General features: G+C 73.7%; 25 protein-coding genes. 11 read left to right on the top strand and 14 right to left on the bottom strand.

The genetic code is table 11. The features are described from left to right. Positions 1 to 273 precede the first annotated feature (273 nt). The 3 genes from AB5J51_RS04755 to AB5J51_RS04745 form a co-directional block, all read right to left on the bottom strand. On the bottom strand, positions 274 to 660 hold the full coding sequence (locus tag AB5J51_RS04755; RefSeq protein ID WP_030293648.1) for a VOC family protein: 387 nt from the start codon (positions 658 to 660) through the stop codon (positions 274 to 276). Between the two features lie 51 nt (positions 661 to 711). After that, a complete protein-coding gene (locus AB5J51_RS04750) occupies positions 712 to 924 on the bottom strand; it encodes a hypothetical protein (RefSeq protein ID WP_369780214.1) in 213 nt (70 codons plus the stop codon). Between the two features lie 76 nt (positions 925 to 1,000). Next, positions 1,001 to 1,474 (bottom strand): MarR family winged helix-turn-helix transcriptional regulator, encoded by a 474-nt coding sequence (locus tag AB5J51_RS04745; protein WP_136226794.1) that lies wholly within the window; start codon positions 1,472 to 1,474, stop codon positions 1,001 to 1,003. A gap of 124 nt (positions 1,475 to 1,598) precedes the next feature. Between AB5J51_RS04745 and AB5J51_RS04740 the strand changes: the two genes are divergently transcribed. After that, the gene (locus AB5J51_RS04740) at positions 1,599 to 2,009 is read left to right on the top strand and encodes an organic hydroperoxide resistance protein (RefSeq protein ID WP_030293642.1); all 411 of its coding nucleotides are present in this window, start codon (positions 1,599 to 1,601) and stop codon (positions 2,007 to 2,009) included. 102 nt (positions 2,010 to 2,111) lie between these two features. Here the strand turns inward: AB5J51_RS04740 and AB5J51_RS04735 are convergent, their stop codons facing one another. The 6 genes from AB5J51_RS04735 to AB5J51_RS04710 form a co-directional block, all read right to left on the bottom strand. Continuing rightward, the gene (locus tag AB5J51_RS04735) at positions 2,112 to 3,167 is read right to left on the bottom strand and encodes a M4 family metallopeptidase (protein WP_369776936.1); all 1,056 of its coding nucleotides are present in this window, start codon (positions 3,165 to 3,167) and stop codon (positions 2,112 to 2,114) included. Positions 3,168 to 3,271: 104 nt separating this feature from the next. Beyond that, positions 3,272 to 3,997: an alpha/beta hydrolase gene (locus AB5J51_RS04730; protein WP_240805596.1), complete on the bottom strand. Its 726-nt coding sequence runs from the start codon at positions 3,995 to 3,997 to the stop codon at positions 3,272 to 3,274. Beyond that, positions 3,994 to 4,803, bottom strand: a complete 810-nt coding sequence (locus tag AB5J51_RS04725; protein WP_133895793.1) for a DUF1295 domain-containing protein — start codon at positions 4,801 to 4,803, stop codon at positions 3,994 to 3,996. The genes AB5J51_RS04730 and AB5J51_RS04725 overlap by 4 nt, the downstream gene beginning before the upstream one ends. Further along, complete coding sequence (locus AB5J51_RS04720) at positions 4,800 to 6,077, bottom strand: class I SAM-dependent methyltransferase (protein ID WP_369776935.1); 1,278 nt, start codon at positions 6,075 to 6,077, stop codon at positions 4,800 to 4,802. The genes AB5J51_RS04725 and AB5J51_RS04720 overlap by 4 nt, the downstream gene beginning before the upstream one ends. Next, entirely contained in the window at positions 6,074 to 6,838 is a 765-nt protein-coding gene (locus AB5J51_RS04715; protein WP_369776934.1) for a DUF1365 domain-containing protein, read from the bottom strand. The genes AB5J51_RS04720 and AB5J51_RS04715 overlap by 4 nt, the downstream gene beginning before the upstream one ends. Before the next feature lie 8 nt (positions 6,839 to 6,846). After that, positions 6,847 to 8,166, bottom strand: a complete 1,320-nt coding sequence (locus AB5J51_RS04710; RefSeq protein ID WP_240805598.1) for an NAD(P)/FAD-dependent oxidoreductase — start codon at positions 8,164 to 8,166, stop codon at positions 6,847 to 6,849. Between the two features lie 283 nt (positions 8,167 to 8,449). Here AB5J51_RS04710 and sigK point away from each other — a divergent pair, with 283 nt between their 5' ends. From sigK to AB5J51_RS04690, 4 genes are all read left to right on the top strand, one after another. Then, the gene (sigK, locus tag AB5J51_RS04705; protein ID WP_078987714.1) at positions 8,450 to 9,070 is read left to right on the top strand and encodes an ECF RNA polymerase sigma factor SigK; all 621 of its coding nucleotides are present in this window, start codon (positions 8,450 to 8,452) and stop codon (positions 9,068 to 9,070) included. Continuing rightward, positions 9,067 to 9,816: an anti-sigma factor gene (locus tag AB5J51_RS04700; RefSeq protein ID WP_053789245.1), complete on the top strand. Its 750-nt coding sequence runs from the start codon at positions 9,067 to 9,069 to the stop codon at positions 9,814 to 9,816. The genes sigK and AB5J51_RS04700 overlap by 4 nt, the downstream gene beginning before the upstream one ends. 425 nt (positions 9,817 to 10,241) lie before the next feature. Continuing rightward, positions 10,242 to 11,786 (top strand): alkaline phosphatase, encoded by a 1,545-nt coding sequence (locus AB5J51_RS04695; RefSeq protein ID WP_206310810.1) that lies wholly within the window; start codon positions 10,242 to 10,244, stop codon positions 11,784 to 11,786. A gap of 65 nt (positions 11,787 to 11,851) precedes the next feature. Then, positions 11,852 to 12,400: a hypothetical protein gene (locus tag AB5J51_RS04690; RefSeq protein WP_369776933.1), complete on the top strand. Its 549-nt coding sequence runs from the start codon at positions 11,852 to 11,854 to the stop codon at positions 12,398 to 12,400. A 36-nt stretch (positions 12,401 to 12,436) separates the two neighbouring features. Here AB5J51_RS04690 and AB5J51_RS04685 read toward each other — a convergent pair whose 3' ends face one another. Further along, positions 12,437 to 13,060 carry a helix-turn-helix domain-containing protein gene (locus AB5J51_RS04685; protein ID WP_369776932.1) on the bottom strand — a complete coding sequence of 208 codons (624 nt, stop codon included), beginning with the start codon at positions 13,058 to 13,060 and terminating at the stop codon, positions 12,437 to 12,439. Positions 13,061 to 13,137: 77 nt separating this feature from the next. Here AB5J51_RS04685 and AB5J51_RS04680 point away from each other — a divergent pair, with 77 nt between their 5' ends. Together AB5J51_RS04680 and AB5J51_RS04675 are read left to right on the top strand one after the other, a co-directional pair. After that, entirely contained in the window at positions 13,138 to 13,263 is a 126-nt protein-coding gene (locus tag AB5J51_RS04680) for a hypothetical protein (RefSeq protein ID WP_267887515.1), read from the top strand. Continuing rightward, positions 13,260 to 14,726, top strand: coding sequence for an MFS transporter (locus AB5J51_RS04675; RefSeq protein WP_369776931.1), 1,467 nt, complete (start codon positions 13,260 to 13,262; stop codon positions 14,724 to 14,726). Before AB5J51_RS04680 ends, AB5J51_RS04675 begins: the two co-directional genes overlap by 4 nt. Here AB5J51_RS04675 and AB5J51_RS04670 read toward each other — a convergent pair. Then, entirely contained in the window at positions 14,711 to 17,950 is a 3,240-nt protein-coding gene (locus AB5J51_RS04670; protein WP_369776930.1) for an amidohydrolase family protein, read from the bottom strand. The genes AB5J51_RS04675 and AB5J51_RS04670 overlap by 16 nt on opposite strands. 228 nt (positions 17,951 to 18,178) lie before the next feature. Here AB5J51_RS04670 and pgm point away from each other — a divergent pair, with 228 nt between their 5' ends. The 4 genes from pgm (at position 18,179) to AB5J51_RS04650 (ending at position 22,970) form a co-directional block, all read left to right on the top strand. Next, the gene (gene pgm, locus AB5J51_RS04665; RefSeq protein WP_369776929.1) at positions 18,179 to 19,819 is read left to right on the top strand and encodes a phosphoglucomutase (alpha-D-glucose-1,6-bisphosphate-dependent); all 1,641 of its coding nucleotides are present in this window, start codon (positions 18,179 to 18,181) and stop codon (positions 19,817 to 19,819) included. A 65-nt stretch (positions 19,820 to 19,884) separates the two neighbouring features. Beyond that, positions 19,885 to 21,102, top strand: a complete 1,218-nt coding sequence (locus tag AB5J51_RS04660) for an FAD-dependent monooxygenase (RefSeq protein WP_369776928.1) — start codon at positions 19,885 to 19,887, stop codon at positions 21,100 to 21,102. 183 nt (positions 21,103 to 21,285) lie between these two features. Beyond that, the gene (locus AB5J51_RS04655) at positions 21,286 to 21,945 is read left to right on the top strand and encodes a hypothetical protein (protein ID WP_053789250.1); all 660 of its coding nucleotides are present in this window, start codon (positions 21,286 to 21,288) and stop codon (positions 21,943 to 21,945) included. Between the two features lie 293 nt (positions 21,946 to 22,238). Continuing rightward, on the top strand, positions 22,239 to 22,970 hold the full coding sequence (locus AB5J51_RS04650; RefSeq protein ID WP_133895787.1) for an SOS response-associated peptidase: 732 nt from the start codon (positions 22,239 to 22,241) through the stop codon (positions 22,968 to 22,970). Positions 22,971 to 23,149: 179 nt separating this feature from the next. Here AB5J51_RS04650 and AB5J51_RS04645 read toward each other — a convergent pair whose 3' ends face one another. Genes AB5J51_RS04645 through AB5J51_RS04635 form a run of 3 tightly spaced genes read right to left on the bottom strand, consistent with a single transcriptional unit; the run spans position 23,150 to position 26,006 of the window. Continuing rightward, positions 23,150 to 23,509 carry a hypothetical protein gene (locus tag AB5J51_RS04645; RefSeq protein WP_369776927.1) on the bottom strand — a complete coding sequence of 120 codons (360 nt, stop codon included), beginning with the start codon at positions 23,507 to 23,509 and terminating at the stop codon, positions 23,150 to 23,152. Continuing rightward, positions 23,506 to 24,711, bottom strand: a complete 1,206-nt coding sequence (locus tag AB5J51_RS04640; protein WP_369776926.1) for an anhydro-N-acetylmuramic acid kinase — start codon at positions 24,709 to 24,711, stop codon at positions 23,506 to 23,508. Before AB5J51_RS04640 ends, AB5J51_RS04645 begins: the two co-directional genes overlap by 4 nt. Beyond that, a complete protein-coding gene (locus AB5J51_RS04635; protein WP_369776925.1) occupies positions 24,708 to 26,006 on the bottom strand; it encodes an MFS transporter in 1,299 nt (432 codons plus the stop codon). Before AB5J51_RS04635 ends, AB5J51_RS04640 begins: the two co-directional genes overlap by 4 nt. Between the last annotated feature and the right edge of the window lie 84 nt (positions 26,007 to 26,090).

Raw genomic sequence — 26,090 nt, 5'->3', positions numbered from 1 at the left:
GGGCACTGTGGGTGATCAATCCAGCACACTGAGTTGATCTTTACAAAAGGCCTCCACGGACCACCCGCGTCTGCTACGCGCACGCTGCGGACCCGCCCCGGTACCGGCCCCGCGCCCGGGCGTGGTTGACGCCGCGTCCATGGGCCGGGCCGGATGTCCCCCCGATGGGTGGAGCGCGCATTCACTCCACCGGCGGGGGCGCGCCGAATTCGGCCGGTCCACGCCCCCGCCCCCGCGAAAGCCGGCGTACGCCGGTCGAGCCGTACGGCTCGTTCAGGGGCGGAAGCGCAGCGGGTGGTCCGCCGGGACCTCCACCACCGCGATGCGGACACCGTCCGGGTCGGCGATCCACATCTCGATCAGGCCCCAGGGCTCCCGCCGGGGCGGCCGCAGCACCTCGGCCCCCCGCGTCCGCAGCTCCTCGTACGCCGCCTGCACGTCGGCGACTTGCAGCCACAGCCGGAGCCCGGGCGCCGGCGGGGTCTCGGCGCGGCCCGAGACCTCGAGGAAGCCGCCGCCCAGGAAGTAGACCGTGCCGCGGTCCGGCCCGGTGCCGAACTCCCGGTAGACGGCGAGCCCCAGCGTGCCGCCGTAGAAGGCGCGCGAGCGCTCCGGGTCCGTGGGGGTCAGCAGGACCCGGCTGCCCAGTACATGCACCATGCCGACGAACCTAAGCCCTCCGTGCGGTGTGCGCCTCGCGGGTGGCGCCCGTCAGCCACAGCCGGGTGCGTACGGAGTGCCCGGTACGTGGCGCTGCCACAGCTCCCGGTCGTGCGGCCCGGCGGTGGCCGCGCACAGCCGGGGCGGCAGCCGCGTCGGGTCGGTCTCCCGGAGCCGGACGGTGTCGTCCCAGCCGGCCGTGACGAGGGTGTGGCCGTCCGGGCTGAAGGCGAGCGCGCCCACCTGGTTCTGGTGGCCGGTCAGCCGGCCGGCCCGGGTGATGCCCCGCGCCGGGTCGGCGGTGTTCCACAGCCGGACGACCGACGGCGCCGGGCGCCCGTCACACCTCCGGGACGGCGGCGTCCAGCGCGGTGGTGAGGCGGTTCAGGCGGGTCTGGAGGTCGCGGATCTCGGCCAGCTCGAAGCCGGTGGCGGCCGCGATCCGGCGCGGTACCTCCGCCGCGCGGGCGCGCAGCGCCGTACCGGCCTCGGTGGGGCCGACGTGTACGGACCGTTCGTCCTCGGTGCTGCGCTCGCGGTGGACCAGCCCGGCGGCTTCGAGGCGCTTGAGCAGGGGTGACAGCGTCCCCGAGTCGAGCCTCAGGTGGGTCCCCAGCTCCTTGACGGGCGTCGTGCCGTGCTCCCAGAGCACCAGCATGACCAGGTACTGGGGGTAGGTCAGGCCGAGGTCCTTGAGGACGACCCGGTACAGGCCGTTGAAGGCCCTGCTCGCTGCGTTCAGCGCGAAGCAGATCTGGCCGTCCAGGCGGAGGAAGTCCTCGTCGCGGAGGGTTTCGGTGGGCTGCTCGCTCATGGGGGCCAGTGTACCCGGGCAAGGCTTGCGGGTCATTTAGTTGTGCACAACTGAATTGTGTGCTCTAGTAGTGGACGTCAGCCGATGACCGGCTGACACGGTCACCACCGCGAGAGGAACCCCGATGGACGCGCTCTACACCGCTGTCGCCACCGCCAACGGCCGCGAAGGCCGCACGGTCAGCTCCGACGGCCAGATCGACCTCGCGCTCGCCATGCCCCCGGCGCTCGGCGGCAACGGCCAGGGCACCAACCCCGAGCAGCTCTTCGCGGCGGGCTACGCGGCCTGCTTCGCCAGCGCGCTCGGCCTGGTCGGCCGGCAGGCCAAGGTCGACACCGGTGAGGTGTCGGTCACCGCGGAGACCTCGATCGGCAAGGACGACACGGGCTTCGGCCTGGCCGTCACCCTGCGTGTCGAGCTCCCGGAGTCCCTCGCCGGCGAGACGGGCGCCCTGCTGGTCAAGCAGGCCCACGAGGTCTGCCCCTACTCCAAGGCCACGCGCGGCAACATCCCGGTCGAGCTGGTGATCGAGTAGTACCGATGAGGGCCCTGTCGGCCCTCGTGGCCAGGGGCGTCAGCCTGGACCTGCTGCCACTGGACCGCTGCTCCGGACCGGAATCCGGAGCAGCGGACAGGGCTACGCGATACCCGGAATCTGCCGGGCCTTGAAAGCGGCGCGGACCGCGTCCGCGGCGCTCTTGCCGTACATCCGCTGTGCCGTCGCGATCGTCGTCAGCGCCGCGTCCTGGAAGCTCGTGTCGGGGCGGAAGCCGAACTGAGCGTTCACGATGATCCGGTCGGCGGTCCGGGCGCCCAGCGCCCCGCGGATGTCGAAGAGCGCGCGGGACCAGATCTCACCGTCCGCGTGGACCTCGCCGACCCGGTCGGCGTACACCTTGTTCCCGTCCACCCGGCGCAGGCAGTGCGGGGCGGTGCTGTAGGAGATCGAGTCCCAGTCGGCGACACAGGCCAGGTCCGCCTTGCGCGGCCATCCGTACGCGGCGTCCGCGTGGTCACCGACCTCGACCGCAAGGTAGTCGCCGAACGCCTCGCCGATCGCACCCGCCTCCGGCGACGTGCCGAAGCCGGGAACCTGCGCGTTGTGCACCGCGTGGCCGTACTCGTGGACGATCACCTCGGCGTCCTCGGCGTCGTCCACGCCGCCCTTGCCGAAGCGGATCTCGGCCTTCTTGTCGGTGAAGAAGGAGTTGTCGGCCCCGTACTGGTTGATGCGGACCGGCTGCGCGCGGTCGTTGGCTCCCGGCAGCTCGCTCCCGAAGCCCAGGCCCTGCAGGTACTCCTGCGCCTCGTTGACCCAGAAGTACGCCATGACCTGCTCGAACTGGTCATCGGTACGGCTGTACGCACCCACGTCCGTGATCTTCGCGGGGGCGCCGGTCTCCGACCGGACGTACGCCCACTTCCCCGACAGCGAGCCGCTGCCGTCCAGGTTCCGCAGTGCGGCCAGGGCATAGGCGGAAGCGGGCACGGCCCCGGTGGAGTCCTTGCCGTCGGCGAGGCTCTGATCGCCCGAGGACTGGACGGGGTTGACCATGAAAAGGCGGGCCTGGGGCAGCCCGGCGTAGGCCGCGTCGGCCGCCGAGGGCAGCGCCGAAACCGGGCCGGCCAGGGTGAACAGTGCTGCGGTGGTGGTCGCCGCGGCGATCAGGCCGCGGGATGTGCGGCGAGCCATAGACATCCTCCCGTAGTGGGGTGGTGGCGAGGTGCGGCCGTGATCCTTGCGCATCCCCCGCCCCTTTGACCAGGGCCTCGACCGATTTCGCGGCCACTGCTCGATCACTGCTGCCGCATACGGGACGAGTCGCTCGTGTCGACGGTGCACCGAGACCCGGCCGGCCCGGGTACCGGGCCGGTGAACAGTTCCTCCGGGAGGGCGGTCAGGCCGAGCAGGCCCAGCGTGGTGTCGGTGGCCATCCGGTGCCAGGTGCGCGCCTGGCGGAGCATCGCGTGCCGCCCGTGGGGCATGACGATGCCTCCGGCCCGGGCGCCCCGCGCACGGGCCCGCCGTACGTAGTCCCAGGACGCCTGCGCATCGGTGACGCGGTCCGCCGCGTCGTGCAGGAGCACCACGGCCGTGTCCCCGAGATGCAGCACCGGTTCGCCCGGCGGGCACCACGGCGCGAGCCCGACCACGGCGCGGACCAGCGGGTCGGCCGCCGCCCGCAACGCGGCCCGGCCTCCCATGGAATGCCCGACCAGCACCACGGGCAGCGCTCCGACCCCGCAGCGCAGTTCGCGCAGGGCCTGCCAGACGTCGTGGACCGGATCCGCGCGGTGGCCGTTCCAGCCCCGGTGCGCGTACCGGACCTCCGCCACCACCACGTCCTGCGCCGGCCCGGCCTCCGCGATGGCCCGTGCGAAGGGAAGCATCCGCAGCCCCGGCAGGTTCGGCCGCGGCGGTGCCTCGAGCCCCATCGGCCGGCCCCCGTGCAGCAGGAGCACCGCGGCGGCCGGGTCCCGCGGCACCCGGCGCAGCGCCAGCGCGCCCGTCGGCTGCTTCATGCGTGGCCCCGCCAGGGCGGAAGCGGGAGGAACCCGCTGGTACGGGCGATGTAGCCGGCGTAGCCGGGTCGCTCTGCCATATGGGCCTCCATCAGGCGCTTGCCGCTCCCCATGATCAGCAGCAGCGTCATGGCCACGGGCGACACCAGGCACAGCAGGGCGGCCCGCCATGTGCCGCAGGCCATCAGGTAGAGCCCCCACCAGACCAGGAAGTCGCCGAAGTAGTTGGGGTGGCGGGTCCATGCCCACAGCCCCCGGTCCATGACCGTACCGCGGTGCGCCGGATCGGCCCTGAACCGGGCGAGCTGCAAGTCCGCGACGGCCTCGAAGACCAGCCCCACCGCCCAGAGCACGCCGCCGAGCACGGCGAGCGCGCCGATGGGGGAGCCTGCGTACGAAGCGCTCTGCACAGGCAGGGAGACCAGCCAGACCAGGCCCGCCTGGAGCAGGTACACCTTGAACAGGGCGCGCACGTGCGGGTTGCCCCGCCCCCGGGCGAGGAACTTCGCGTAGCGGGGGTCCTCGCCGTGCCCGCGGCCGCGCCAGGCGATGTGCACGGCGAGCCGCACCCCCCACACGACGGTGGCGGCGGCGACCAGGAGCCGCCGGCGGTCGTCCCCGTACCCGGAGGACAGGGTGTACGAGACCGTCGCGACCGCGGCGAAGGCGAGGCCCCAGGCGATGTCCACCGTCCGGTGCAGGCGCCGGGCCGTCCCGACGGCGAAGGCCAGGAGCAGTACGGTGACGGCCGTGGCGGCGGCAGCGGCCAGATTGCTCCCGAGGGCTTCCCAGGAGGCGGGGTTCACGGCCGCGCTCCCAGCGACAGGTCCTCGGTCAGGAGCAGTTGCCGGACATCCAGGTAGCGGGCCCGGAACCCCGCCTCGGAGTAGGCGAGGTAGAACTCCCACATGCGCCGGAACGTCAGGTCGAAGCCGAGCGCCGCCACGGCGCCGGCCTGCTCCGTGAACCGCTCCCGCCACAGCTGCAGGGTCTGCGCGTAGTGGTCGCCGTACCCCTGGTCGGAGACGATCCGCAGCCCCGCGCCCGACGAGTGCGCCTCGATGGCCTCCCGGGAGGGGATCAGGCCGCCCGGGAAGACGTACTTGCTGATCCAGGTGTGCGTACGGGAGGTGTGCAGCATCTGCTCGTGGCCCATCGTGATGGCCTGCAGCGCGATCCGCCCGCCGGGCGCCACCGCATCGCGCAGGGCGGCGAAGTACGTGGGCCAGAAGTCCCTGCCGACCGCCTCGATCATCTCCACGCTCACCACCGCGTCGTACCGGCCCTCCAGATCGCGGTAGTCCCGCAGTTCGACGTCCACCCGGTCGGCCAGCCCCGCGGCGGCGATCCGGCGGCGGGCGAGGTGCTGCTGCTCGGCGGAGAGGGTCACGGTCGTCACGTGTGCCCCGCGGGCGGCCGCGCGCAGGGCGAGTTCGCCCCATCCGGTGCCGATCTCGAGCAGGCGCTTGCCCGGGCCGACGCAGGCGAGGTCCAGCAGCCGGTCGATCTTCCGGTGCTGCGCGGCAGGCAGGCTCTCACGGCGCGCGGGGAACGCGGTGAAGACGGCGGAGGAGTACGACAGGGTCTCGTCGAGGAACAGCGCGAACAGCTCGTTCGACAAGTCGTAGTGGCGATGGACGTTCTGCCGGGCCCCGGCCCGGGAGTTGAGCTGGGCCTCGGGCCTGCTCCGCACCCACGCCCCGCGCAGCCGGCGCAGCGGGCCGGGAACCAGGTCGTCCACGTGCGCGGCGAGGACGGTCAGCAGGCCGGTCAGATCGTCGCTGTCCCATTCGCCCGCCATGTAGGACTCGCCGAAGCCGATCAGGCCGTGCGCCCCGATCCGGCGGAAGAACGCGTCCGGGTCGTGGACCGTCAGCGACGGCCCGCTGCCGTGGGGCGGCTCGGCGCCGAACCGGCAGCGCAGGGGCAGCGCCGCCACGGCACGGCGGACGAGGCGGCGGGCGACGGCCGCGTACCCGAAGGGCGCCGTCGGCGGGCGCACCACATCAGGCCACGCGTGTGCGTCGATCGAGTACCGCTCCACGGGTTCGTCGGCGGTTCGGGGGAGGGAAAGGGTCACGGGGCGATGCCTTCCTCGGGTGCGCGTTCGGGCCGGGGCTGGACGGGCAGCCCGCGGAGCAGCAGGTGGATGCCGTGGCGCCGGATCCCGGCCCAGACGGCGGCGGTGGACCACGGCCGCCGGGCGGCGGCGCGCAGCAGGGCGAGGGGGGTGGCGGGGCGGTGCCGGCCGCGCAGGGTCGCGGTGAACGGCCGTTGCCCGGCGCGCTCGAGCCGGACGATGACCTCCAGGCGCTCCCGCGGCGCCGGCAGCCGCATGAGGTAGCGGCCGTCGACGGGGAAGAACGGCGAGACGTACAGCTCCTTCGCCACCTCGGCCCGGTCGGCTCCGTCCGTACGCAGCAGGTGGCAGTGGCGCTGCCCGTACGTGTTGTGGACCTCGGCCACCACGCAGACCGGGGCGCCGGAGCGGTCGTGGCACCAGTACAGGGTCAGCGGGTTGAAGACGTACCCCAGGACCCGGGCGTGGGCCAGCATCAGGACCCGCCCGCCGTCGAGGTCCACGTCCCGGGAGGCCAGGTACGCGTCGAGGCCGGCCCGGACGGTCGGTGCGGCGGCGTCGAAGTGGTCGCGGGCGTCGAACCGGGCCAGGGCGCGCAGCGGCCATGGGAGCCGGGGGAGGGCGTCCAGGTCCACGAGCCACATGTACGTGCGGTGCCGGAAGGCGTGCCGCACCGGGGCCGTCCGCACGTGGGAGACCACGCAGTCGTACAGGGCCGGCACGGCCACGGCGGGGAGGGCCGGGCGTTGTCCCGGCGCCACCGCGGGGGTCACCACCGGACACCGAGCGCGGCGGCGGCCCGTACGCCCGACCGGCAGCCGTCCTCGTGGAACCCCCACCCGTGGTACGCCCCGGCGAAAGCCGTGACGGAGGTGTTGAGGCGGGGCAGCGATCGCTGCGCGGCCACCGACTCGGGCGTGTAGACGGGGTGCGCGTACTCCATGCGGGCCAGCACGTGCTCGGGGTCGATCCGCCCGCCCGCGTTCAGCGTGACGACGTAGCCGGTGTCGCCCGGCAGGCGCTGCAGCCGCGTCATGTCATAGCTGACCCGGACCCCCTCCGCCCCCGGGCGGCAGTCGGCGAGGTGGTAGTTCCAGGAGGCCCGGGCCCTCGGCGAGCGCGGCAGCAGGGCCGTGTCGGTGTGCAGCACGGTCGGGTTCACCTCGTACCGGAAGGCGCCGAGGACCCGCTGCTCGTCCCGGGTGGGGTCCGCCAGCAGACGCAGCGCCTGGTCGGGGTGCGTGGCGATGACGACGGCGTCGTACGCGTCGGTGATGCCGTCGTCGCTGCCCACCAGGACGCCGCTCGGTATGCGGTCCACCCGGACGACCGGGCTGGCGGTCCGGACGTTGCTGATCTCCTTCGCGACCTTGTCCACGTAGGCCGCGCTGCCGCCGGTGACGGTCCTCCACCGCGGGGAGCCCGTCACGGACAGCAGCCCGTGGTGGTCGAGGAAGCGGAACAGGTACGCGGCCGGGTACTCCAGCGCGGTGTGGGCCGGGCAGGACCACACGGCGGACACGAGCGGGGCGATGAAGTGGCTGACGAAGTACGGGGAGAACCCGCCGTCGGCGAGGAACGCCCGGAGGGTGTACCGCTCCGGTCTGCCGCCGGCGGAACCGTCGCCGGCGCAACTGCCACCGCCGGGACCACCGGCGACCGGACCGTCCGCGTCCAGCAGGCGGCGCGCGCGGCGGTGGAAGAGCGGTACCTCCGCCAGCATCCGCAGGTACCGGGCGCGCAGGGCCGCCCGCCCCGTGAACAGGCCGAGGGGCCCGCGGGCACCGGCGTACTCCAGGCCACAGCCGTCGCACCGCACCGACATGCTCATCTCGGAGTCCTGCGTGGCCACGCCGAGTTCGCGGAAGAGCCGGAGCAACAGGGGGTAGGTGCGCGCGTTGTGGACGATGAACCCCGAGTCCACGCCCACCGTACCGCCGCCCGGAGCGGGCAGTTCATGGGTGTGGGCGTGGCCTCCCAGCCGGGGGTCCGCCTCGTACAGCGTGACGTCGCAGGCCTTTTGCAGGACGTAGGCGGCGGTCAGTCCCGCCACACCGCCGCCGATCACGGCCACGTTCCTCGTACGCACAGTTGCTCACTCCCCACCGTTCGCCACGCCGTCGTCCGTGACGGCGGTTCACCCCTGCTTCGCAGCCGAAGTGCCGGCGGATTGGTGGCAGTTGCCGCATGCGCCAATCAGTTGCGGCGCAGCCGGCCGCAGGTGGTGCACATCGATCGCGAATTGGCGAGCGGGTTGACCAATCCGCACAGATGTCCGCTCCGAAGACCGGTCGAGAACGCAGACCTGGCAGCATCCGGAGCGGTCGGCTCTCTTCGTGGAAGGGCCGGTGCCTTCGACAGGAAGGACTGTCATGCGACGGACGGACCGCGGCGGACCATCCGCCACCACCGGGCAACCGCTGCCCTTCGGCGTCCCCGATGCGGTGGGCCCCCGGCTCGAAGACCTGATGTCCCGGGTGGCCCGCGGTGACAAGGACGCGTTCTCCGCCCTGTACGACGCGCTGTCCGCGACCGTCTTCGGGGTGGTCGTCCGGGTCGTACGCGACCGTGCCCAGTCCGAGGAGGTGGCGCAGGAGGTGATGATCGACCTGTGGCGGCAGGCCGCCCGCTACCGCCCCGAACAGGGCAGCGTGCGCACCTGGGCCGCCACCCTCGCCCACCGCCGGGCCGTCGACCGCGTCCGCTCCGCCCAGGCCGCGATCAACCGCGAGTACGACCAGGCCGCCCGCGACCAGGCGCGCCCCTTCGACGAGGTCGCGGAACAGGTCGAAACCCGGCTGGAGAGCGAACAGGTACGGCGCTGCATGCGCGGCCTGACCGAGATCCAGCGCCAGGCCGTCACGCTGGCCTACTACCAGGGCCTGTCCTACCGCGAGGTCGCCGAGACCCTGCGCACACCACTGCCGACGATCAAGACACGCATGCGCGACGGGCTCATCCGGCTGCGCGACTGCATGGGGGTGACCACATGAAGAACGACGGGGAACTGCACACCCTCACCGGCGCGTACGCCCTCCACGCACTCACACCTGCGGAGCACGAGGTGTTCACCGCACACCTCGCCGACTGCCCGTCCTGTCGGCAGGAGGTGGCCGAATTCTCCGCCACCGCCGCCCGCATGGCCGCCGCTGCCGCCCTCCCACCGCCCGCGCGGATGAAGGAAGAGGTCCTGTACGGCATCGACTCGGTCCGCCAACTGCCCCCGCTGCTGCCCGCGGCGGCCAAGCAGCTCACGTTCGGCGCCGTCCTGCGCCGCAAGGCCGTTCCGCTGGCCCTCGCCGCGAGCCTCGCCGCGGCGGCCGCCCTCGGGGGCGTCAGCGTATGGCAGGACCAGCGCACCGACGAGGCCCGCCAGCAGGCGGAGGCCTCCGAACGCCGCCTCCAGGACCTCACCGCCGTGATGGCCGCCCCCGACGCCCGTACGGTGCACGGCCGCACCACCGGCGGCGCCACCACCTCCGTCGTCAGCTCCAAGCTGCAGAACCGGGCGGTCTTCATCGGCACCGGGCTCCCCGACCCCGGCGAGGGCAGGACGTACCAGCTGTGGTTCGACGACCACGGCACCATGCGCCCCGCCGGGCTCCTCACGCACGAGGGGGCCACGCTCATGCAGGGCGGGCTCCGGGGCGCCTCCGGGGTGGGACTCACCGTTGAACCCGCCGGCGGATCCGCCCGGCCCACCAGCCGGCCCCTGATGCTCCTCGCGCTGCCGGCCTGACCAGCAGAAACGGGTGGCCGGGAATAGACGGCTCATACCCCTTGACTCGCACGAAATAGGGAGGAAACTCATCAATACACCGGACAACCAGAGAGAGCCGCACTCACTTCCGGAGACGTCCTGAAGTCCGCGTGACCCCCATCTCGGCTCTGGCCAGGCCCCCGGCAGATCCTGTCGGTGCGGGAGCCGTCAGTGACGGCTGATACTCCCGGAACCGGAACAGGACCGCCGGGGACTGCTCTGTCCGGCGCCGGGGACTGCTCCGTCCGGGGGGTTCTGGTTTCCGGGAGGGGCAAGGTCCTGCGGAACCCGGGTGCGAGCCTGCCGCGTTCGACTCGGCGCCATCCTTCGATGGGGGCGTGTTCCTTTGGCCCTCCTACGGTCGGCATGCCCGCGCAGCGCCTTCCGAGGGGGATTTCCCACACATGCGTCGCAGTGCCCTGAACACACCGAAGATGCTGGCCGTTCTGGCCCTGGCCGGGGCCGTGGCCGCCGGTACGGCCGTCACCGCCAACTCCGCCACCCAGCAGGGAGACCAGGGGAGGGAGATCCACAACGTCATCTACCTCCTCGGAGACGGCATGGGCCGCACCCATGTCACCGCCGCCCGCGACCGCTACTTCGGGCCCGCCGGCAAGCTCACCATGGAGTCGCTCCCGTTCACGGGCGCGGTCGCCACGTACGCCGTGGAGAAGGGCAGCCAGAAGCCGGCGCTGGTCACCGACTCGGCCAGCTCCGCCACCGCCTGGTCCTCCGGCGTCAAGACGTACAACGCGGCCATCGGCGTCGACTCGTACGAGAAGAAGACCGCCACGCTGATGGAGCAGGCCAAGGCGGCCGGCTTCGCCACGGGCAACGTCTCCACCGCCGAGATCACCGACGCCACCCCGGCGGCCCAGTTCAGCCACGCACTGCTGCGCGGCTGCCAGGGCCCGGTGTACTCCGAGGCCGCCTGCCTCCCCAAGAAGGAGGACGGTACGTACGAGCCGGCGCCCCAGGACAAGACGCTGATCACGCCGATCGCCGAGCAGATTTCCCGCAACGGCACGGCCGACGTCATCCTCGGCGGCGGCCTCGCCCGCTTCGAGCCGGACGACCAGAAGGCGCTGCAGGCCCAGGGCTACCAGGTGCTCGGCAGCTTCGGCGACCCGGCGCTGCCCGCCCAGACCGCCGCCAGCCAGAAGGTCGCCACCAAGGGCGAGCTGGACAAGGCCAACGGCAAGAAGGTCGTCGGCCTGTTCAACCGCGGCAACCTGACCGTCGAGCAGGCCAAGGCCGGCCTGCCCGCGGAGGCCCCGCAGAAGCAGGAGCCGACGCTCGCGGACATGACCAAGAAGTCGATCTCGCTGCTGACCGACCGCAAGCAGCAGGACCGCAAGAAGAGCAAGGGCTTCTTCCTCCAGGTCGAGGGTGCCCAGATCGACAAGCGCTCGCACGCCAACGACGCCGCACAGACGCTCGCCGAGGTCAAGGCCTTCGACGACGCGGTCAAGGCCGCGTACGAGTTCGCGAAGAAGGACGGCCACACCCTCGTGGTCGTCACGGCGGACCACGAATGTGCCGGCTTCAACATCATCGAGAAGGGCTCGTACACGAACGCCGAGGCCGTCGCGCCCCCGGCCAACGTGGACGCGGGCAACACGGCGAACAACAGCGCCCCCGCCCGCGCGGCCTCCGGTGCCAAGGACCCGGCCCGCTCCGGCGGAGCCGTCAACGGCGCGGGCTCGGCCGACGCGAAGAACTTCGCGCCCGCCACGTTCCGTACGCCCGACGACCCGGCCGGTGTCAAGGACGGCAGCCCGGACGCGAGCCTGTGGCTGACGTACCTGTCCGGCAACCACACCGGCGCAGACGTGCCGATCTTCGCCTACGGCCCCGGCGGCAGCGTCTTCGCCGCCAGCCAGAACAACACGGAGCTCTACGGGAAGATGTACCGCGCGCTGTTCAGCCGGGCTCCCCACCAGCACTGACCTTCGGGCAGCCGGGGCCGGGAGGGCAGGTTCCTCCCGGCCCCGGCCCTTTCAGGAGCGTACCGATGAGAAACCTCCCCCGCGCAGCGGCCGCCGTGCTGGCCGCCGCCCTCCTCGTGCTCGCCGCCGGCTGCTCCGGCACTACGGACGCCGACGGCGCCCGCGGCGGCGCCGGGAAGCCGGCCGGTTCCGCCGCCCCGGTCGCGATACCGGCGCCGGGCCGTGCACCCGCACCGGCCGCGGTCCTCGCCCCGCCGCCGAAGCCGGGTGAAATCCGCCTCGAGCCGGGCCCGTTCACCGACCGGGTGCAGCTGACGGCGCTCACGCTCGCTCCCGCCGGGAAGCCGGGCGTCACCGGGCACCTGGCCATCACCTCTGACGTCAGCGACGTACTGAGCCTGGAGCTGCGCGCCGCGTACTACGACGCGGACGGCCGGCTGCTGGGGACGGGCACCTTCCACTACCAGGAGGAAGGCGCGGACGCGCCTGCCGGCGACCACCACGAAGGCCCGCGCGCGGGCGGAGACGGGATCGACTTCACCGTGCCCGCGGAGCAGCTCAGCGGTACCCCGTCGAGCGCCGTCCTCTCCCTCCCGGTCCTGGTCAACGAGTAGGGCCCCGGCCGCCGGTCTTGCGACGGCCCCGCGCCGTCAGCCGCGGGGCTTCGCGCGGACGTGCATGCGCTCGCCCTGTCTCCCGAACAGGCTGAGGATCTCGACGGGCCGTCCGTCGGCGCTGCTGAACCAGTGGGGCAGCCGGGTGTCGAACTCGGCGACCTCGCCGGGGCCGAGGACCAGGTCGTGCTCGGCGAGCACCAGGCGCAGCCGGCCCTCGAGCACGTACATCCACTCGTAGCCCTCGTGCGTACGCAGGTCCGGCTCGCCGCCCCGGTCGGAGATGACCAGCTTGTACGCCTGGAGGGGGCCCGGGCTCCGGGACAGCGGGACGAACGAACCGCCGCTCGGCAGCTTCCGGGGCGTCAGCCGGACCCGGGGATCGCCCACTTCGGGGGCGCCGACCAGGTCGTCCAGCGGCACGTGGTACGCACCGGCCAGCGGCAGCAGCAGTTCCAGGCTGGGGCGGCGCTGCCCGGACTCCAGCCGGGACAGGGTGCTCTTGGAGATGCCGGTGGCCTCGGAGAGCGTGGCCAGGGTGAGGCCGCGCTTGGCGCGCAGCCGCTTGAGCCGGGGGCCGACCTCGTCGAGGACCGCTCGGTACGGCAGCGGCGGAGTGTCCGGTGGCGTGTCCGACGGCGTGCCGGAGGGTGTGTCCATGGAGGCATTCCACCCCGCTGTCCCGGAAACAGCAACAAGAGTTGTCGTGTCCGGGCGGCGGGGCCAGGCTCCACGGCATGAACCCACACAGTGAGCGGCTCGACGCCGTCCAGGAGCGCGCGTTCGAGACGATGCGCGCCGAGCTCCCCGGCAGCGTCCCCATGCTCGATCCCGAGGCGCGGCAGGAACGGAGCGCACGGTGAAGCGCCTCGACGCAGGGCGCGTCGGGGCGCCGTCCGGGAGTGCCGAAGGGACGTCGGCCTCGGTCCGGTGGGCGCTCGCCGGCCTCTCCCTGTCCATGCTGCTGTCCTCGCTCGGCACCAGCACCGCCAACGTCGGCCTGCCGACCCTGGCGCAGGTGTTCAGTGCCTCGTTCCAGCAGGTCCAGTGGATCGTCCTGGCCTATCTCCTCGCCATCACGACCCTGATCGTCAGCGTCGGCCGGCTCGGTGACATGATCGGCCGCCGCAGGCTGCTCCTGTCCGGGATCTCCCTGTTCACGGTGGCCTCGGTGCTGTGCGGCCTGGCCCCCACGCTCTGGCTGCTGATCGCGGCCCGGGCGGCGCAGGGCCTCGGTGCGGCCACCATGATGGCCCTGACCATGGCGTTCGTCGGCGAGACCGTCCCGAAGGCGAGGACGGGCAGCGCCATGGGGCTGCTCGGCACCATGTCCTCGATCGGCACGGCGCTCGGCCCTTCGCTCGGCGGTCTGCTGCTCGCCGGCCCCGGCTGGCGGGCGATCTTCCTCGTCAACGCGCCGCTCGGCGTGCTCGCACTGTTCCTGGCCCGCCGCCACCTGCCCGCGGACCGGCGGGACGCGAAGAGCGGGCGGGGCCGTTTCGACCACGTGGGAACGCTGCTCCTCGCGCTGACGCTCGGGGCCTATGCCCTGGCCATGACCGTGGGGCGCGGCAGTTTCGGTCCGCTGGGCATCGCCCTCCTGCTGACTGCCGTGCTCGGAGCGGGCCTGTTCGTACGGGCCGAGGCGAGAGCGGCGTCCCCGTTGATCCGCTTGGCGGTCTTCCGCGATCCGCTGCTGAGCGCGAGCCTCGGCACGAGCGCGCTCGTCTCCACCGTGATGATGACGACGCTGGTGGTCGGTCCGTTCTACCTCTCGCGTGCGCTGGGGCTCGGCGAGGCCCTGGTGGGACTCGTCCTGTCGGTCGGCCCGCTCGTCGCCGCGCTGACCGGTGTGCCCGCCGGCCGAATAGCGGACCGCTTCGGCGCACACCGCATGACCGTCGCGGGGCTCGCCGGCGTGGCCGTGGGCTGCGGCGCCCTGTCCGTCACGTCGGTGACGCTCGGCGTGGCCGGCTACATCCTCCCCCTCGTGGTCACCACCGCCGGCTACGCGGTGTTCCAGACGGCCAACAACACCGCCGTCATGGCAGACGTCGGCCCGGACCAGCGCGGCGTCATCTCGGGAGTGCTCAACCTGTCCCGCAACCTCGGGCTCGTGACCGGCGCGTCCGTGATGGGCGCCGTGTTCGCGCTCGCCTCGGCCACGACCGACGTCACGACCGCGCATCCCGGGGCCGTGGCCCACGGAATGCGGATCACGTTCGCCGTCGCGGCGACGCTGATCGTCGCCGCGATCGCCCTCGCCGTGGGAGGTCGTACGCTCGCGCGCCGCCGCCCGGGCGGCGGACGCTACCCGGGGGCGTGACAGCAGCCGTCGCGCAGCATCAGGTGCCGTTCGCCGCGCCAGTCCACCGGGTCCGCCTGCCGTTGGGCAGGGCCGCCGGCCGACGGGGTACCGGCCGCCGGGGTGCAGGCCGCCACGAGGTCGTCGGTCGTGTGCGGTACGCCGCCCCTGAGGACGCCGGACGTCCGGACGAGCGTGTCGAAGTCGGTGAACGGGTCCCCGTCCACGATCGTCAGGTCGGCGATCCCGCCGGGCCGGACCGTACCGAGTTCGTCGCCGAGCCCGAAGAGCCGGGCCGGCAGGACGGTCACCGTACGCAGGGCTTCGACGGGGGAGAGCCCGCCGCGGTGCAGGGCGCGCAGCCCCAGGTGCAGGGAGAGCCCGACCGGGACCAGTGGCGCGTCCGTACCCAGGGCGACCAGGCCCCCCGCCGCCAGCAGCCTCTGGTAGACGTCGGTCTCCCTGCGCAGCGTCGCCAACTGGGCGGCCGTCGGGGCGGCTGCGGCGGACCGGCGCACCAGATCGGCGTCCCAGGGCGCCATGACGGCCGTGACCCGGCGGTCGTCCGCCAGCGTCGGATCGGCCCCGATCAGCACGGTCGCCGCGAAGGGGGTGGCGATCATCGCGAGCCGTCCCCCACCCCCGCCGTAGATCTCGGTCACGTCCTGGTGGGAGTGGCCCGAGGCGGTGAGCACGTGCCCCGCCTCGGCGCGCTCGGTGGCCTGCAGATGGGTGGTCAGATCCTGGCCCGTCTGAACGGCCAGGGAGGCCAGATGACTTCCGCACCGGACCCCGAGCCGGTCGTGGGCGAACCGGGCGGCCTCCGCCATCACCCAGGACGGGGCCCGCACATAGGTCTTGACGAAGTCCCAGTCGAGCGCGGCACCCCGTTCCAGGGACCGCCGCAGACCCTGCGCCGTGCGGTGGGCGCGCCCCATGCTGTACGCGACACGGGCCCCGTCGAGGAGTTCGCCGCTGGTCAGCAGCCGCGGCCCCGCGAGCTGCCCCGACGCCACCGCCTCGCGGATCCGGGCCTGTTCGTACGCGAACCCGCCCAGTGAGACGGCCGTCGTGATCCCGTACGTCAGCTGGCCCACGCTCTGGCGGCCCCCGTACGTGCTCTGCCACGGGTGGGTGTGGGTGTCCCACAGACCCGGGACGACCGTCCGGGCCGAGGCGTCGACGTACCGGCCGCCCGATGCCGACGGCCGGGACGCGCGGTGGGGTTCGACGGCGGCGATGCGTCCGGAGCGGACGACGACGTCCACGTCCTCCCGCACCGTCTCGCCCGTGCCGTCCCACAGCCGCCCGGCATGCACGACGGTGTCGGGCGGCGTGGGCCGGCGCCGGTCGAGCGGCAGGCGGACGGTCCTCGGCGGTCCGCCGTCCACGCCGATGAGGCGCAGCCGCGTACCCGAGAGGTACAACAGGGTCTTCGAGTCACCCGACCACGAGGGATGGTCGGCGGGTTCGGCCGTCAGGGTGCGCAGGGTGCCCCGCGGGGAGCCGTCGGGCGCGACCGGCAGCAGGCACAGCGCGGATTCCACGATCACCGCCATGAAGCGGCCGTCCGGCGACCATACGGGCCCGCTGTCGTAGCGGTCGGCGACGGAGACGTGTGGGCCTACGGGATGGAGGCGGTCGGAGCCCGAAGCCGCATCGACCACCCGGACCAGGTTGTAGCCCTCCCTGAACCGCATGTTGAGCCGATTGCGGTCGCACAGGGCGATCCGGGATCCGTCGGGCGACCAGCTGGGCCGGCCCGGCAGCCCGCCCCCGCCGAGCGGCGCGGCGAGGACGCGCTCCGTGCCGCTCGCCAGGTCCCGTACGAGGAGCCGCCCGACCAGGTCGAGGCAGGCGAGCCGGCGCCCGTCGGACGACAGCGCGGGGAAGACCCGGCCGCCGGCCGCGACCGTGCTCTCCGCGCCCGTGGCGAGGTCCCGCCGGTGGACCGCCATCAGTCCGTCGCGGTCGTCGCAGTACAGCAGGGACCGCCCGTCGGGCGCCCACGAGGGGGCGAGCAGATAGCGGGTGGGCGCCGCCTGGCGCAGCCGCCGGGGCGGGCGGCCGCCGGAGGTGGTGCCGAGCCACAGCGCGTTCAGGGCGGCGAAGGCGACGTACCGTCCGTCAGGGGACAGAGCCGGCAGGTGGATGCCCCGGACCGGCCGCACGCGGCCTTCGTCGCCCAGGTCGTACTGCTTCGTCCGGTAGCGCGGACGGTCCGCCGCCACCCGCGCGCGGAAGGGGATCGTCCGGGGCGCTTCCGGCTGCTGCGGGCGGACGAGCGTGAACCGGCCGTCGACCGTGACCAGCAGCTCCCCGGCCGCCGTCCAGCGCGGCGGCTGGGCCGCCACGTCCCCGGCGACGGCCACCGGCCGGCCGTCGACGACGAGGGCGCAGGAGGCGTCCGGCGGGGGCGTGGTCCGCAGCCAGGCCGTACGGCGGCCGTCCGGCGCGACGGCAGGGGCCAGGAGCTGCGCGGCCGGTTCCTGCTCGGTGAAGGCGACGGTGACGGGACCCGATCCGTCCGCGGGTACGGAGGCGATGGTCCGCGCGTCCGTGCGGGGTCCGATCGCGGCTGCCGTCACGGTCGCCCGGACGAAGAGGATCCGCTCGCCGTCCGGGGACCACGTGGGGTCGAAGTCCTCCCAGGGGCCGCTCTGCAGGGGACCGTCCTGCCCGGCCAGTCCGGTCACCGGGGTGACGGCGCCGCTGCCCAGTTCCAGCACGTGGATCCGGTACGGGGCCCCGCCGACCGGATCCCCGGCGCGCTCGGAGGCGAAGGCGATGCGCGTGCCGTCGGGCGACCAGGCCGGCCCGCGGTGGTCGAACGGGCCCTCGGTGCGCTGCTGCAGCCCGGTTCCGTCGGGCCGCATGGTCCAGACGTGGTACGTGCCGCTGCCGTAGGCGCAGAACGCCAACCATGAGCCGTCGGGGGAGTGGACGGGCCGGCTGGCCTCCAGGGCCGCCGCGGTGAGCGGCACGGCGTCGCCCCCGGAACCCGGCACCGACCACAGCACGTTGTGGATCTCGGCGATCAGCCGGTCCCCGCCCGGAGACAGGCTCGCCGCGCCGTTCGTGGCCGCCGTGAAGGAGAGCGGGGCCGGCGCGGCCGACGGAATGCCGGTACGGGCCGCTGCCGAGGGTCCCGCTCCGAGGAGCTCCGCCGCGCCGACGGCGCCCGCGGCCGCGAGCAGCCGGCGGCGGGACAGGGCCCGCGGGTCGGTGTCGAAGGGGGCGTTCATCAGCTGCCACGTCTCCGCAGTCGGGGTTCCGGGGGCCGGGATGTGGGCCGCCGGGCTCAACGACCTGCCGTCCCCGCGGTCACCCCGGGACGCAGGAGCACTGCGTGACCGGGCGCACAGGCACGGGCCGAGTGGCGAGGCGGCGGTGCGGGCACGTTCAGGGGGCGACACAATGACCACGGTTGTTCTCTTTGATTCAGTACGGATCCAGTACGGAGGAATGGGCGGATGCTCAACGAAAGAGCGGGGCAGCAGGCGCGCCCGGAGGACCTGGTCGACGTGGCCCGGCTCGTGACCGCCTACTACGCCCTGCACCCCGATCCGGCGGATCCCGGCCAGCGCGTCAGCTTCGGCACCTCGGGACACCGCGGCTCCTCGCTCGCCACGGCCTTCAACGAGGACCACATCGCCGCGACCAGCCAGGCGATCTGCGAGTACCGGGCCCAGCAGGGCATCGACGGCCCCCTCTTCCTCGGCGCGGACACCCACGCCCTGTCCGAACCCGCCCGGGTGACCGCCCTCGAGGTCTTCGCCGCCAACGACGTGACCGTGCTCGTCGACGCCGCGGAGGGCTACACCCCGACGCCCGCGGTCTCGCACGCCATCCTCACCCACAACCGTGAGCGCACCTCGGCCCTGGCCGACGGAGTGGTGGTCACCCCCTCGCACAACCCGCCGGCGGACGGCGGCTTCAAGTACAACCCGCCGCACGGCGGACCCGCCGGCTCCGAGGCGACCGGCTGGATCCAGGAGCGCGCCAACGAGATCATCACCGGCGGCCTGAAGGAGGTCCGGCTGATCCCGTTCGCGCGGGCGACCGCCGCCCCGACCACCGGTACGTACGACTACCTCGGCACGTACGTGCGCGATCTGCCCTCCGTGCTCGACCTGGACGCCGTACGCGCCGCGGGGGTGCGCATCGGGGCCGACCCGCTCGGCGGGGCCTCCGTCGCGTACTGGGGACGGATCGCCGAGGAGCACCGCCTCGACCTGACCGTGGTCAACCCGCACACCGACCCCACCTGGCGGTTCATGACGCTGGACTGGGACGGCAAGATCCGGATGGACTGCTCCTCCCCGTACGCGATGGCCTCGCTGATCGAGGGCCGGGACCGGTTCCAGATCGCCACCGGCAACGACGCGGACGCCGACCGGCACGGCATCGTGACCCCGGACGGCGGTCTGATGAACCCCAACCACTACCTCGCCACGGCGATCGGGTACCTGTACGCCCACCGCGAGCAGTGGCCGGCGGCCGCGGGCATCGGCAAGACGCTGGTGTCCTCGAGCATGATCGACCGGGTGGCCGCCGACCTGGGCCGCGAACTGGTGGAGGTGCCCGTCGGGTTCAAGTGGTTCGTGGACGGACTCTCCGCGGGCACCATCGGCTTCGGCGGCGAAGAATCGGCCGGAGCCTCCTTCCTGCGCCGCGACGGCTCCGTGTGGACCACCGACAAGGACGGCATCATCCTGGCCCTGCTGGCCTCGGAGATGCTGGCGGTCACGGGGCAGACCCCCAGCGAGCGGTACGCCGGCCTGACGGCCCGCTTTGGCGAGCCCGCGTACGCCCGCATCGACGCGCCGGCCACCCGCGAGGAGAAGGCGGTCCTGGGCCGGCTGTCCCCCCGGCAGGTCACCGCCGACACCCTGGCGGGGGAACCGGTCACGGCGGTGCTGACGGAGGCTCCCGGCAACGGCGCCGCCATCGGAGGCATCAAGGTCACCACGGAGAACGCCTGGTTCGCGGCGCGCCCGTCGGGCACGGAGGACGTCTACAAGATCTACGCCGAATCCTTCCTGGGCCCCGACCACCTGACCCGCGTACAGGAGGAGGCCCGCTCCGTCGTATCGGCGGCCCTCGCCGACTGACCCGCGCGCGGCGCCCCGCCCCAGTAGGGTGGCGGGCCCCGGAAGAGCGCGCGGAGGGAGCACGTATGCGAGGCGGTACGGTCGCGGTGGTGGGCGGCAGCATTGCGGGCTGCGCCCTGGCGTCGGCAGCGGCCCGGGCGGGCGCGGACGAGGTGGTGGTGCTGGAGCGCACCCACGGACGGCTGGCGGACCGCGGACTGGGGCTCTGCATCCACGACGGGCGCGCCGCCGAACTTGCCGCCACCGGCGCGCTGCCCGCCGGCATCGCCGCGCACCGGCTGACCCGGCGCAGGTGGGTGGTCCGGGACGACACGGCGGCCGGGCCGGCCGGCAGGGTGTTCTGGGAGCAGCCGTTCCCGTTCCACTCGTACCACTGGGGTCTGCTGTGGAGAGGGCTGCGCGAGGCGACACCGGCCTCGGTGGTCTACCGGCAGGGCGCGGCGGTGACCGGTGTGGCCGGCGACGGCGAACGGGCCGAGGTACGGCTGGCCCAGGGCACCGCGGAGGCGTTCGACCTGGTCGTCGGCGCCGACGGGTACCGCTCGGTGGTGCGCGAGGCGGTCTGCCCCGAATCCCGGCCGGCCTACGCCGGGTACGTCTGCTGGCGGGGGAACTTCGACGCCCGGCGGCTGGAGGCGCTCGGCGACGGCGGCTGGCCCGCCGAGTCGGTGACCACCGTCTGCTTCGGCGGCGGAAGCTGCGTCATCTACCGCATCCCCGGGCCGGACGGCCCCCGGGTGAACTGGGTCCTGTACGCCATGCCCCCGCAGACCGGGCGGCTGCCGTTCGACGACCCGACCAGCTTCCCGCCGGGGCGGGTCACCGAGGAACTCGCCGCGCACCTCGGCGCGTTACTGGACCGGGAGTTCCCGCCGTACTGGGCGCGGGTGCTCGGGCTGACGGAGCCGGCGGACACCTTCGTCCAGCCCATCTACGACCTGGAGACGGCGCGGACGACAGCCGGACGCCTGCTGCTCGCCGGCGACGCGGCCACCGTCGTGCGCCCGCACAACACCAGCGGGGCGGCCAAGGCCCTCCAGGACGCCACCGCCTTCGAGGACGCCTGGCGCCGGGCGGGCACCTGGGACGAGCTGCTGCACGCGTACCAGGCCGCGCGGGGCGCGGCCGGGCGGGAGATGGTCGCCCTGGCCCGCCGCCTCGGCCGGGGCCAGGTGGAACAGACCCCCGCCTGGGCCGCGATGAACCACCGCGAGGCGGAGTCGTGGTGGCAGGGACAGCTCGGCGGCGCCGCGGACATCGGCGGCCAGGCCATGACCCCGTAGCCCGCCGCCGATCCACGACCGTGCCGCGGACCGGAACTCCACCCGTAACTGACCGGACATTCCTGCCACTTGTTATCGACCAGGCAGCGCGTTGCCGCCCGTGGCGCGGTACCGCAGGCCCTACGGTGATCCCGATGCGCCCCCGGGCGCAGCACCATGAGCCCGTGGTCAGGGAGTTGAGGCATGAAACAACGGTTGGGTGTCCTGGTCGCGGTCTGCGTCCTGGCGTTCGGGGCAGCCGGTACGGGAACCGCGCAGGCGAGTCCCGAAACCCATGACTGCCCGGCCGGGGAGATCTTCGCCACCAACAACACCGCGGTCATCACGGACCCCGACGACGCACGGCTGCGGACCCGGCTGACGCGGTTCGACCACGAGGTGCGCCAGATCATCCGCACCAACGGTGCCAGGCCGGGGACGTCGACCCTGCTGGACGGCGTCTTCTGGTCCGGCGACCTGAAGCAGACCACGTACGAGCGCTCGCGGGAGTTCGACGTCGACAGGGTGGGCGCCGACGGGCTCCACCACATCGCCGACGTCATCCGCAAGCAGTACCGCCAGGAGTCGGTGCTCACCTTCCGCTGCCTGCCGCGGACGTCACCGCAGGCCGATGCGGTGGAGATCCAGGCCCCCGGCGTCTCCGCGCCCCGGCTCCGTGAAGCGCTCCTCGCGAACCCGGAGGCCCGCGAGCGCCTCGGCGGCGGCTCGGTCACCGCGGGCGGCCGGCTCGTCCTGATCGCCCCGATCGCCGACCTCCCGCTGGCCCGGCGGCTCACGGCCGAGCTCGGGGTCGACTGGGACACCGCGAGGGTGCGGTACGGGGACGAGGAGTTCGTTTCGTAACCGCCGGGCTTCCGCAGGCCCCGTACGAGCGGCGCCCCGCCGTACGGCCGACGGGCACCGGCCCGATCGGACCCGCTCCGACCTGCGCCGACGCCGGCCGATCGGACCAGGCCGCACTTCCGTCGCTGAGCGGGGCAGCGGCATGGCGGCCTACGCTGGAGACGGCGGCCGTCCGCGGTGAGCGGCCCGGGCGGCCGCCCCGGTGGCTGCGGGCACGTACCCCTCCTTGAATCCCGCGCCCGCGGCGCCGGTCCGGCGGCCGGGGGAGCCGTCGCGGTGGGAGAGTGGATGCCATGTGCGGTCGATATGCCTCCAGCCGGGCCCCCGAAGACCTGGCCGGCCTGTTCGAGGCCCGCTGGGATCCCCGGGAGACGCTGGCGCCGAGCTGGAACGTTGCCCCCACCGACGAGGTCTGGGCGGTCATCGAGCGACCCGACCGCGGGACCGGGGAGGTGCAGCGCCGGCTGCGCACCCTGCGGTGGGGCCTGGTCCCTTCCTGGGCGAAGGACCCGAACGGCGGCGCCCGGATGATCAACGCGCGGGTCGAGACGGTGCACGAGAAGCCGGCCTACCGCCGTGCCTTCACCCGGCGCCGGTGCCTGCTGCCGGCGGACGGCTTCTACGAGTGGCAGTCCGTGGCCGCCACGGCCACGGCGAAGGCGTACAAGCAGCCGTACTTCATCGCCCCGGAGGACGCCGAGGTCATGGCCATGGCCGGGTTGTACGAGTTCTGGCGCGACCCGGCCGTGACCGACGAGGACGACCCGGCCGCCTGGCTCGTCACCGCCACGATCATCACCACCGAGGCCGCCGATGCGGCCGGCCGGATCCATCCGCGCATGCCCCTCGCCGTGTCCCCGGAGGACCACGACACCTGGCTGGATCCCGCCTACCAGGACGTCCACGGCCTCCGGGCACTCCTCCACACCCCCGCCGACGGTCGCCTCGACGTCCGGGCGGTCTCCACGGCGGTCAACAGCGTCCGCAACAACGGCCCGGAGCTGCTGGAGGCTCCCGCCTCCTAGGGGGCCCTGCGCGGGGCCGCCGTCAGGCGCCGAGGGCCGCCGGCGGCCTGGTGCAGCGGGTCGTTCCGTTCCCACACGCTGCGCTGGCGCAGATCCGCCGGGTCCGCGGTGTCGAACGGGAAGCCTGGCTCTGCCCCAGATGCGCCGCCAGTCGGTGTGGCATCCGGCACCGGCGCCCTTCACCAGGTCGCCGGCCCGCTCTCCAGCAGCGGTCGCAGTTCGTCCGTCAGGTTCTCCCAGGCCGGGGGGCCTCCGCCGCCGGAGTTGTACCAGTCGCTGTACCCGCTGCACGGGCTCGTCTGCGGCAGCACGGCCAGGACGTCCCGAGGGGCGGCGAGCTCCTCGATGTGGGTGTGGGCGGTCCAGTCGGTGCGGTCGCCCGGCCCGCCGTGCAGCAGCCACGGGACGGGCCACGTCCGGGTGGCGGTCTTCGACCAGGCCGCAGGCAGCAGCAGCCGCACCGTGCACTGGTGTCCGCTGCGCGGGCAGCACCGCTCGCGAGGCGCGGAGCGGGAGGTTCCGGGCGCCGAGCCGATCACACCGCAGCCCCTGCGGTCGCCGGGCCCTGTACGGTCAGGGCGTGCGGAGCGCGGCCCGGATGCGCAGGCAGGCGCAGCGGGCGGCTGCCCGGAGTGAGCGACCCGAGCACGCGCGGACCCGCGGCTCCGGTGCACCCCGGGGCGTTGCCCGGGAGGCCGTGCAGGCTGAGGTACCCGAGCACCGCGAACGCATACGCCTCCTTCGCCTCCGCGGGCAGCCCCAGCTCCTGCGACGCGCGTACCGCGGTGCCGCCCGCCAGCTCGTCGCGGAGCATCGCCATCAGCGTCGGGTTGCGTACCCCTCCGCCCGACACGAAGACCTCGGTGGCGGCGAGAGGGCGCAGCGCATCGGCCACCGTACGGGCGGTCAGGCGCGTCAGCGTGGCGACGAGGTCCTGCGGCGGGAGCTCGCCGCACCCCGCGAGCCGCGCCCGGAGGTAGCCCGCGTGGAACAGCTCCTTGCCCGTCGTCCGGGGAGCCGGCATCCGGTAGTAGGGCTCCCCGGAGAGCAGCCGGTCGAGCAGCCCCTCGTGGACGCGCCCGGAGGCGGCGAGCACGCCGCCCTCGTCGTACGCGAGCCGCCCGGCGGTCAGTTCACGGACCGCGGCGTCGATCAGTGCGTTGCCCGGGCCGGTGTCGAACGCCACGGGATCGGCGCCCGCGGGCAGCACGGTGACGTTGGCGATCCCCCCGATGTTCAACGCCGCGGGCACGCCGGGGCGCCCGCGCAGGAGCATCAGGTCGATCAGGCTGACCAGCGGAGCCCCTTGCCCGCCCGCCGCCACGTCCCGCGTCCGGAAGCCGGAGACGACGGGGCAGCCGCTGCGCTCCGCGATCCAGGCCGGTTCGCCGAGCTGCAGCGTGCCGTGCACCCGGCCGTCCTCGGCCCAGTGGTACACCGTCTGCCCGTGCGAGGCAACCAACTCGGCCAGCCCTGCGCACAGTTCCCGGTCGGCGCGGGCGGCGACGGCCGCGAATGCCTGGCCGATCCGGGTGTCGAGGCGGCAGACCTCGGCCAGGGTGGTCGCCGCGGGCGGCAGGGCGGCGGCGAGGGCCTCCCGTACGTCGTCCGCGTACGGCTCGCTGACCATGCCGAGCGGCACGAGGCGCAACGTGCCCTCCTCAGGGGACGGTTCGAGGTCGGCGGCAGCGGCGTCGACGGCGTCGTACGAGGTCCCCGACATCAGCCCGATCACCCTCATTGCAGCGGCTCCCGGTGGGCGCGCCCGCGCAGGGCCAGCAGCGCGGGACAGCTGAGGGCGCAGGCGCCGGCGGCGTAGTACGCGGGCACGGCGGGGTCTCCCGTCCGTGCGATCAGGGCGGTGATGACGAGTCCGGCGCAGCCGGAGAACACCGCGTTGGCGAGGGAGTAGGCCAGGCCGAGCCCCGTACAGCGGACCCGGCGCGGGAACATCTCGGCGAGCATCGCCGGTCCGGGCCCGGCCAGCAGGCCGACCAGCGCACCCGCGAGCAACACGGCCCCGGCTCTCGCCCACGGCGATGAGCCGGGGGACTGGAGCAGGTGGACGAGGGGGAGGGCGAGCACCACGACTCCGACGGCCCCGCACAGCATCACCGGGCGCCGGCCGATCCGGTCGCTGAGCGCCCCGGCGGGCAGGATCGACGCCGCGAACCCGGCATTGGCGAGGGCGGTGGCGAGCAGGGCCTCGCGGAGGGAGGCACCGAGCGTCGCCTGGAGGTAGGACGGCAGGACGACGAGGAAGGTGTAGCCGGCCGCCGACCAGCCCATGATCCGCCCGATGCCCAGTACGACGGCCCGCGCGAGCTCCCGGGCGCCGACCGGAGTGTCCCGGCCGTCTCCCGGGGGAGCCCCGGGAGGCTCCTCCAGCGCCGTACGCAGCCACAGCGCCACCGCGCCCAGCGGCAGGGCCAGCAGGAACGGGATCCGCCAGCCCCACGCGTACAGGGCCTCGGCGGGCAGTGCCGTCGCCAGGGCGGCGGCCGTACCGGCCCCGGTGAGCAGGCCGAGCGCGACGGTGAACGACTGCCATGCCCCGTAGAGGCCGCGGCGGCCGGCGGGCGCGTACTCGGTCATGAGGGAGACGGCCCCGCCGAACTCGCCGCCCGCGGAAAGCCCTTGCAGTACTCGCAGGAGCGTGAGGAGCCACGGGGCGGCGCCCCCGATGGCGGCGCGGGTCGGAAGGAGGCCGATCATCGCGGTGGCGAGGGTCATGAGGCCGACGACCACGATGAGGGTGGGCCGCCGCCCGAGGCCGTCACCGAGTCGCCCGAACAGGACGGCGCCGACGGGCCGGAAGAAGAAGGCGAGTGCGAACGAGGCGTACGTGGCGACCAGCGCCTCGGCGCCGCTGCTCCCCTCATGCCGGAAGAAGTTCGCGGCGATGACGGTGGCCAGGCAGCCGTAGACGCCGAACTCGTACCACTCGACGAGATTGCCGACCGAACCGGCGAGCAGCGCCCGGCGGGAGGTGGTGGTGCGGCGGGCGGCCGCGGGGTGCAGCTCGAGAGGTCTCACCCGTGCTCCGTGCCCCCTCGCTGGGACAGCGACGCCTCCGCCGGATCCGTTTCAGCAGTTCGGCGGCCCCCGACCGGCCGCGTA

Source organism: Streptomyces sp. R33, from assembly GCF_041200175.1.
Taxonomy (GTDB): domain Bacteria; phylum Actinomycetota; class Actinomycetes; order Streptomycetales; family Streptomycetaceae; genus Streptomyces; species Streptomyces katrae_B.
This window is presented reverse-complemented; position numbering and strand designations above follow the sequence as displayed.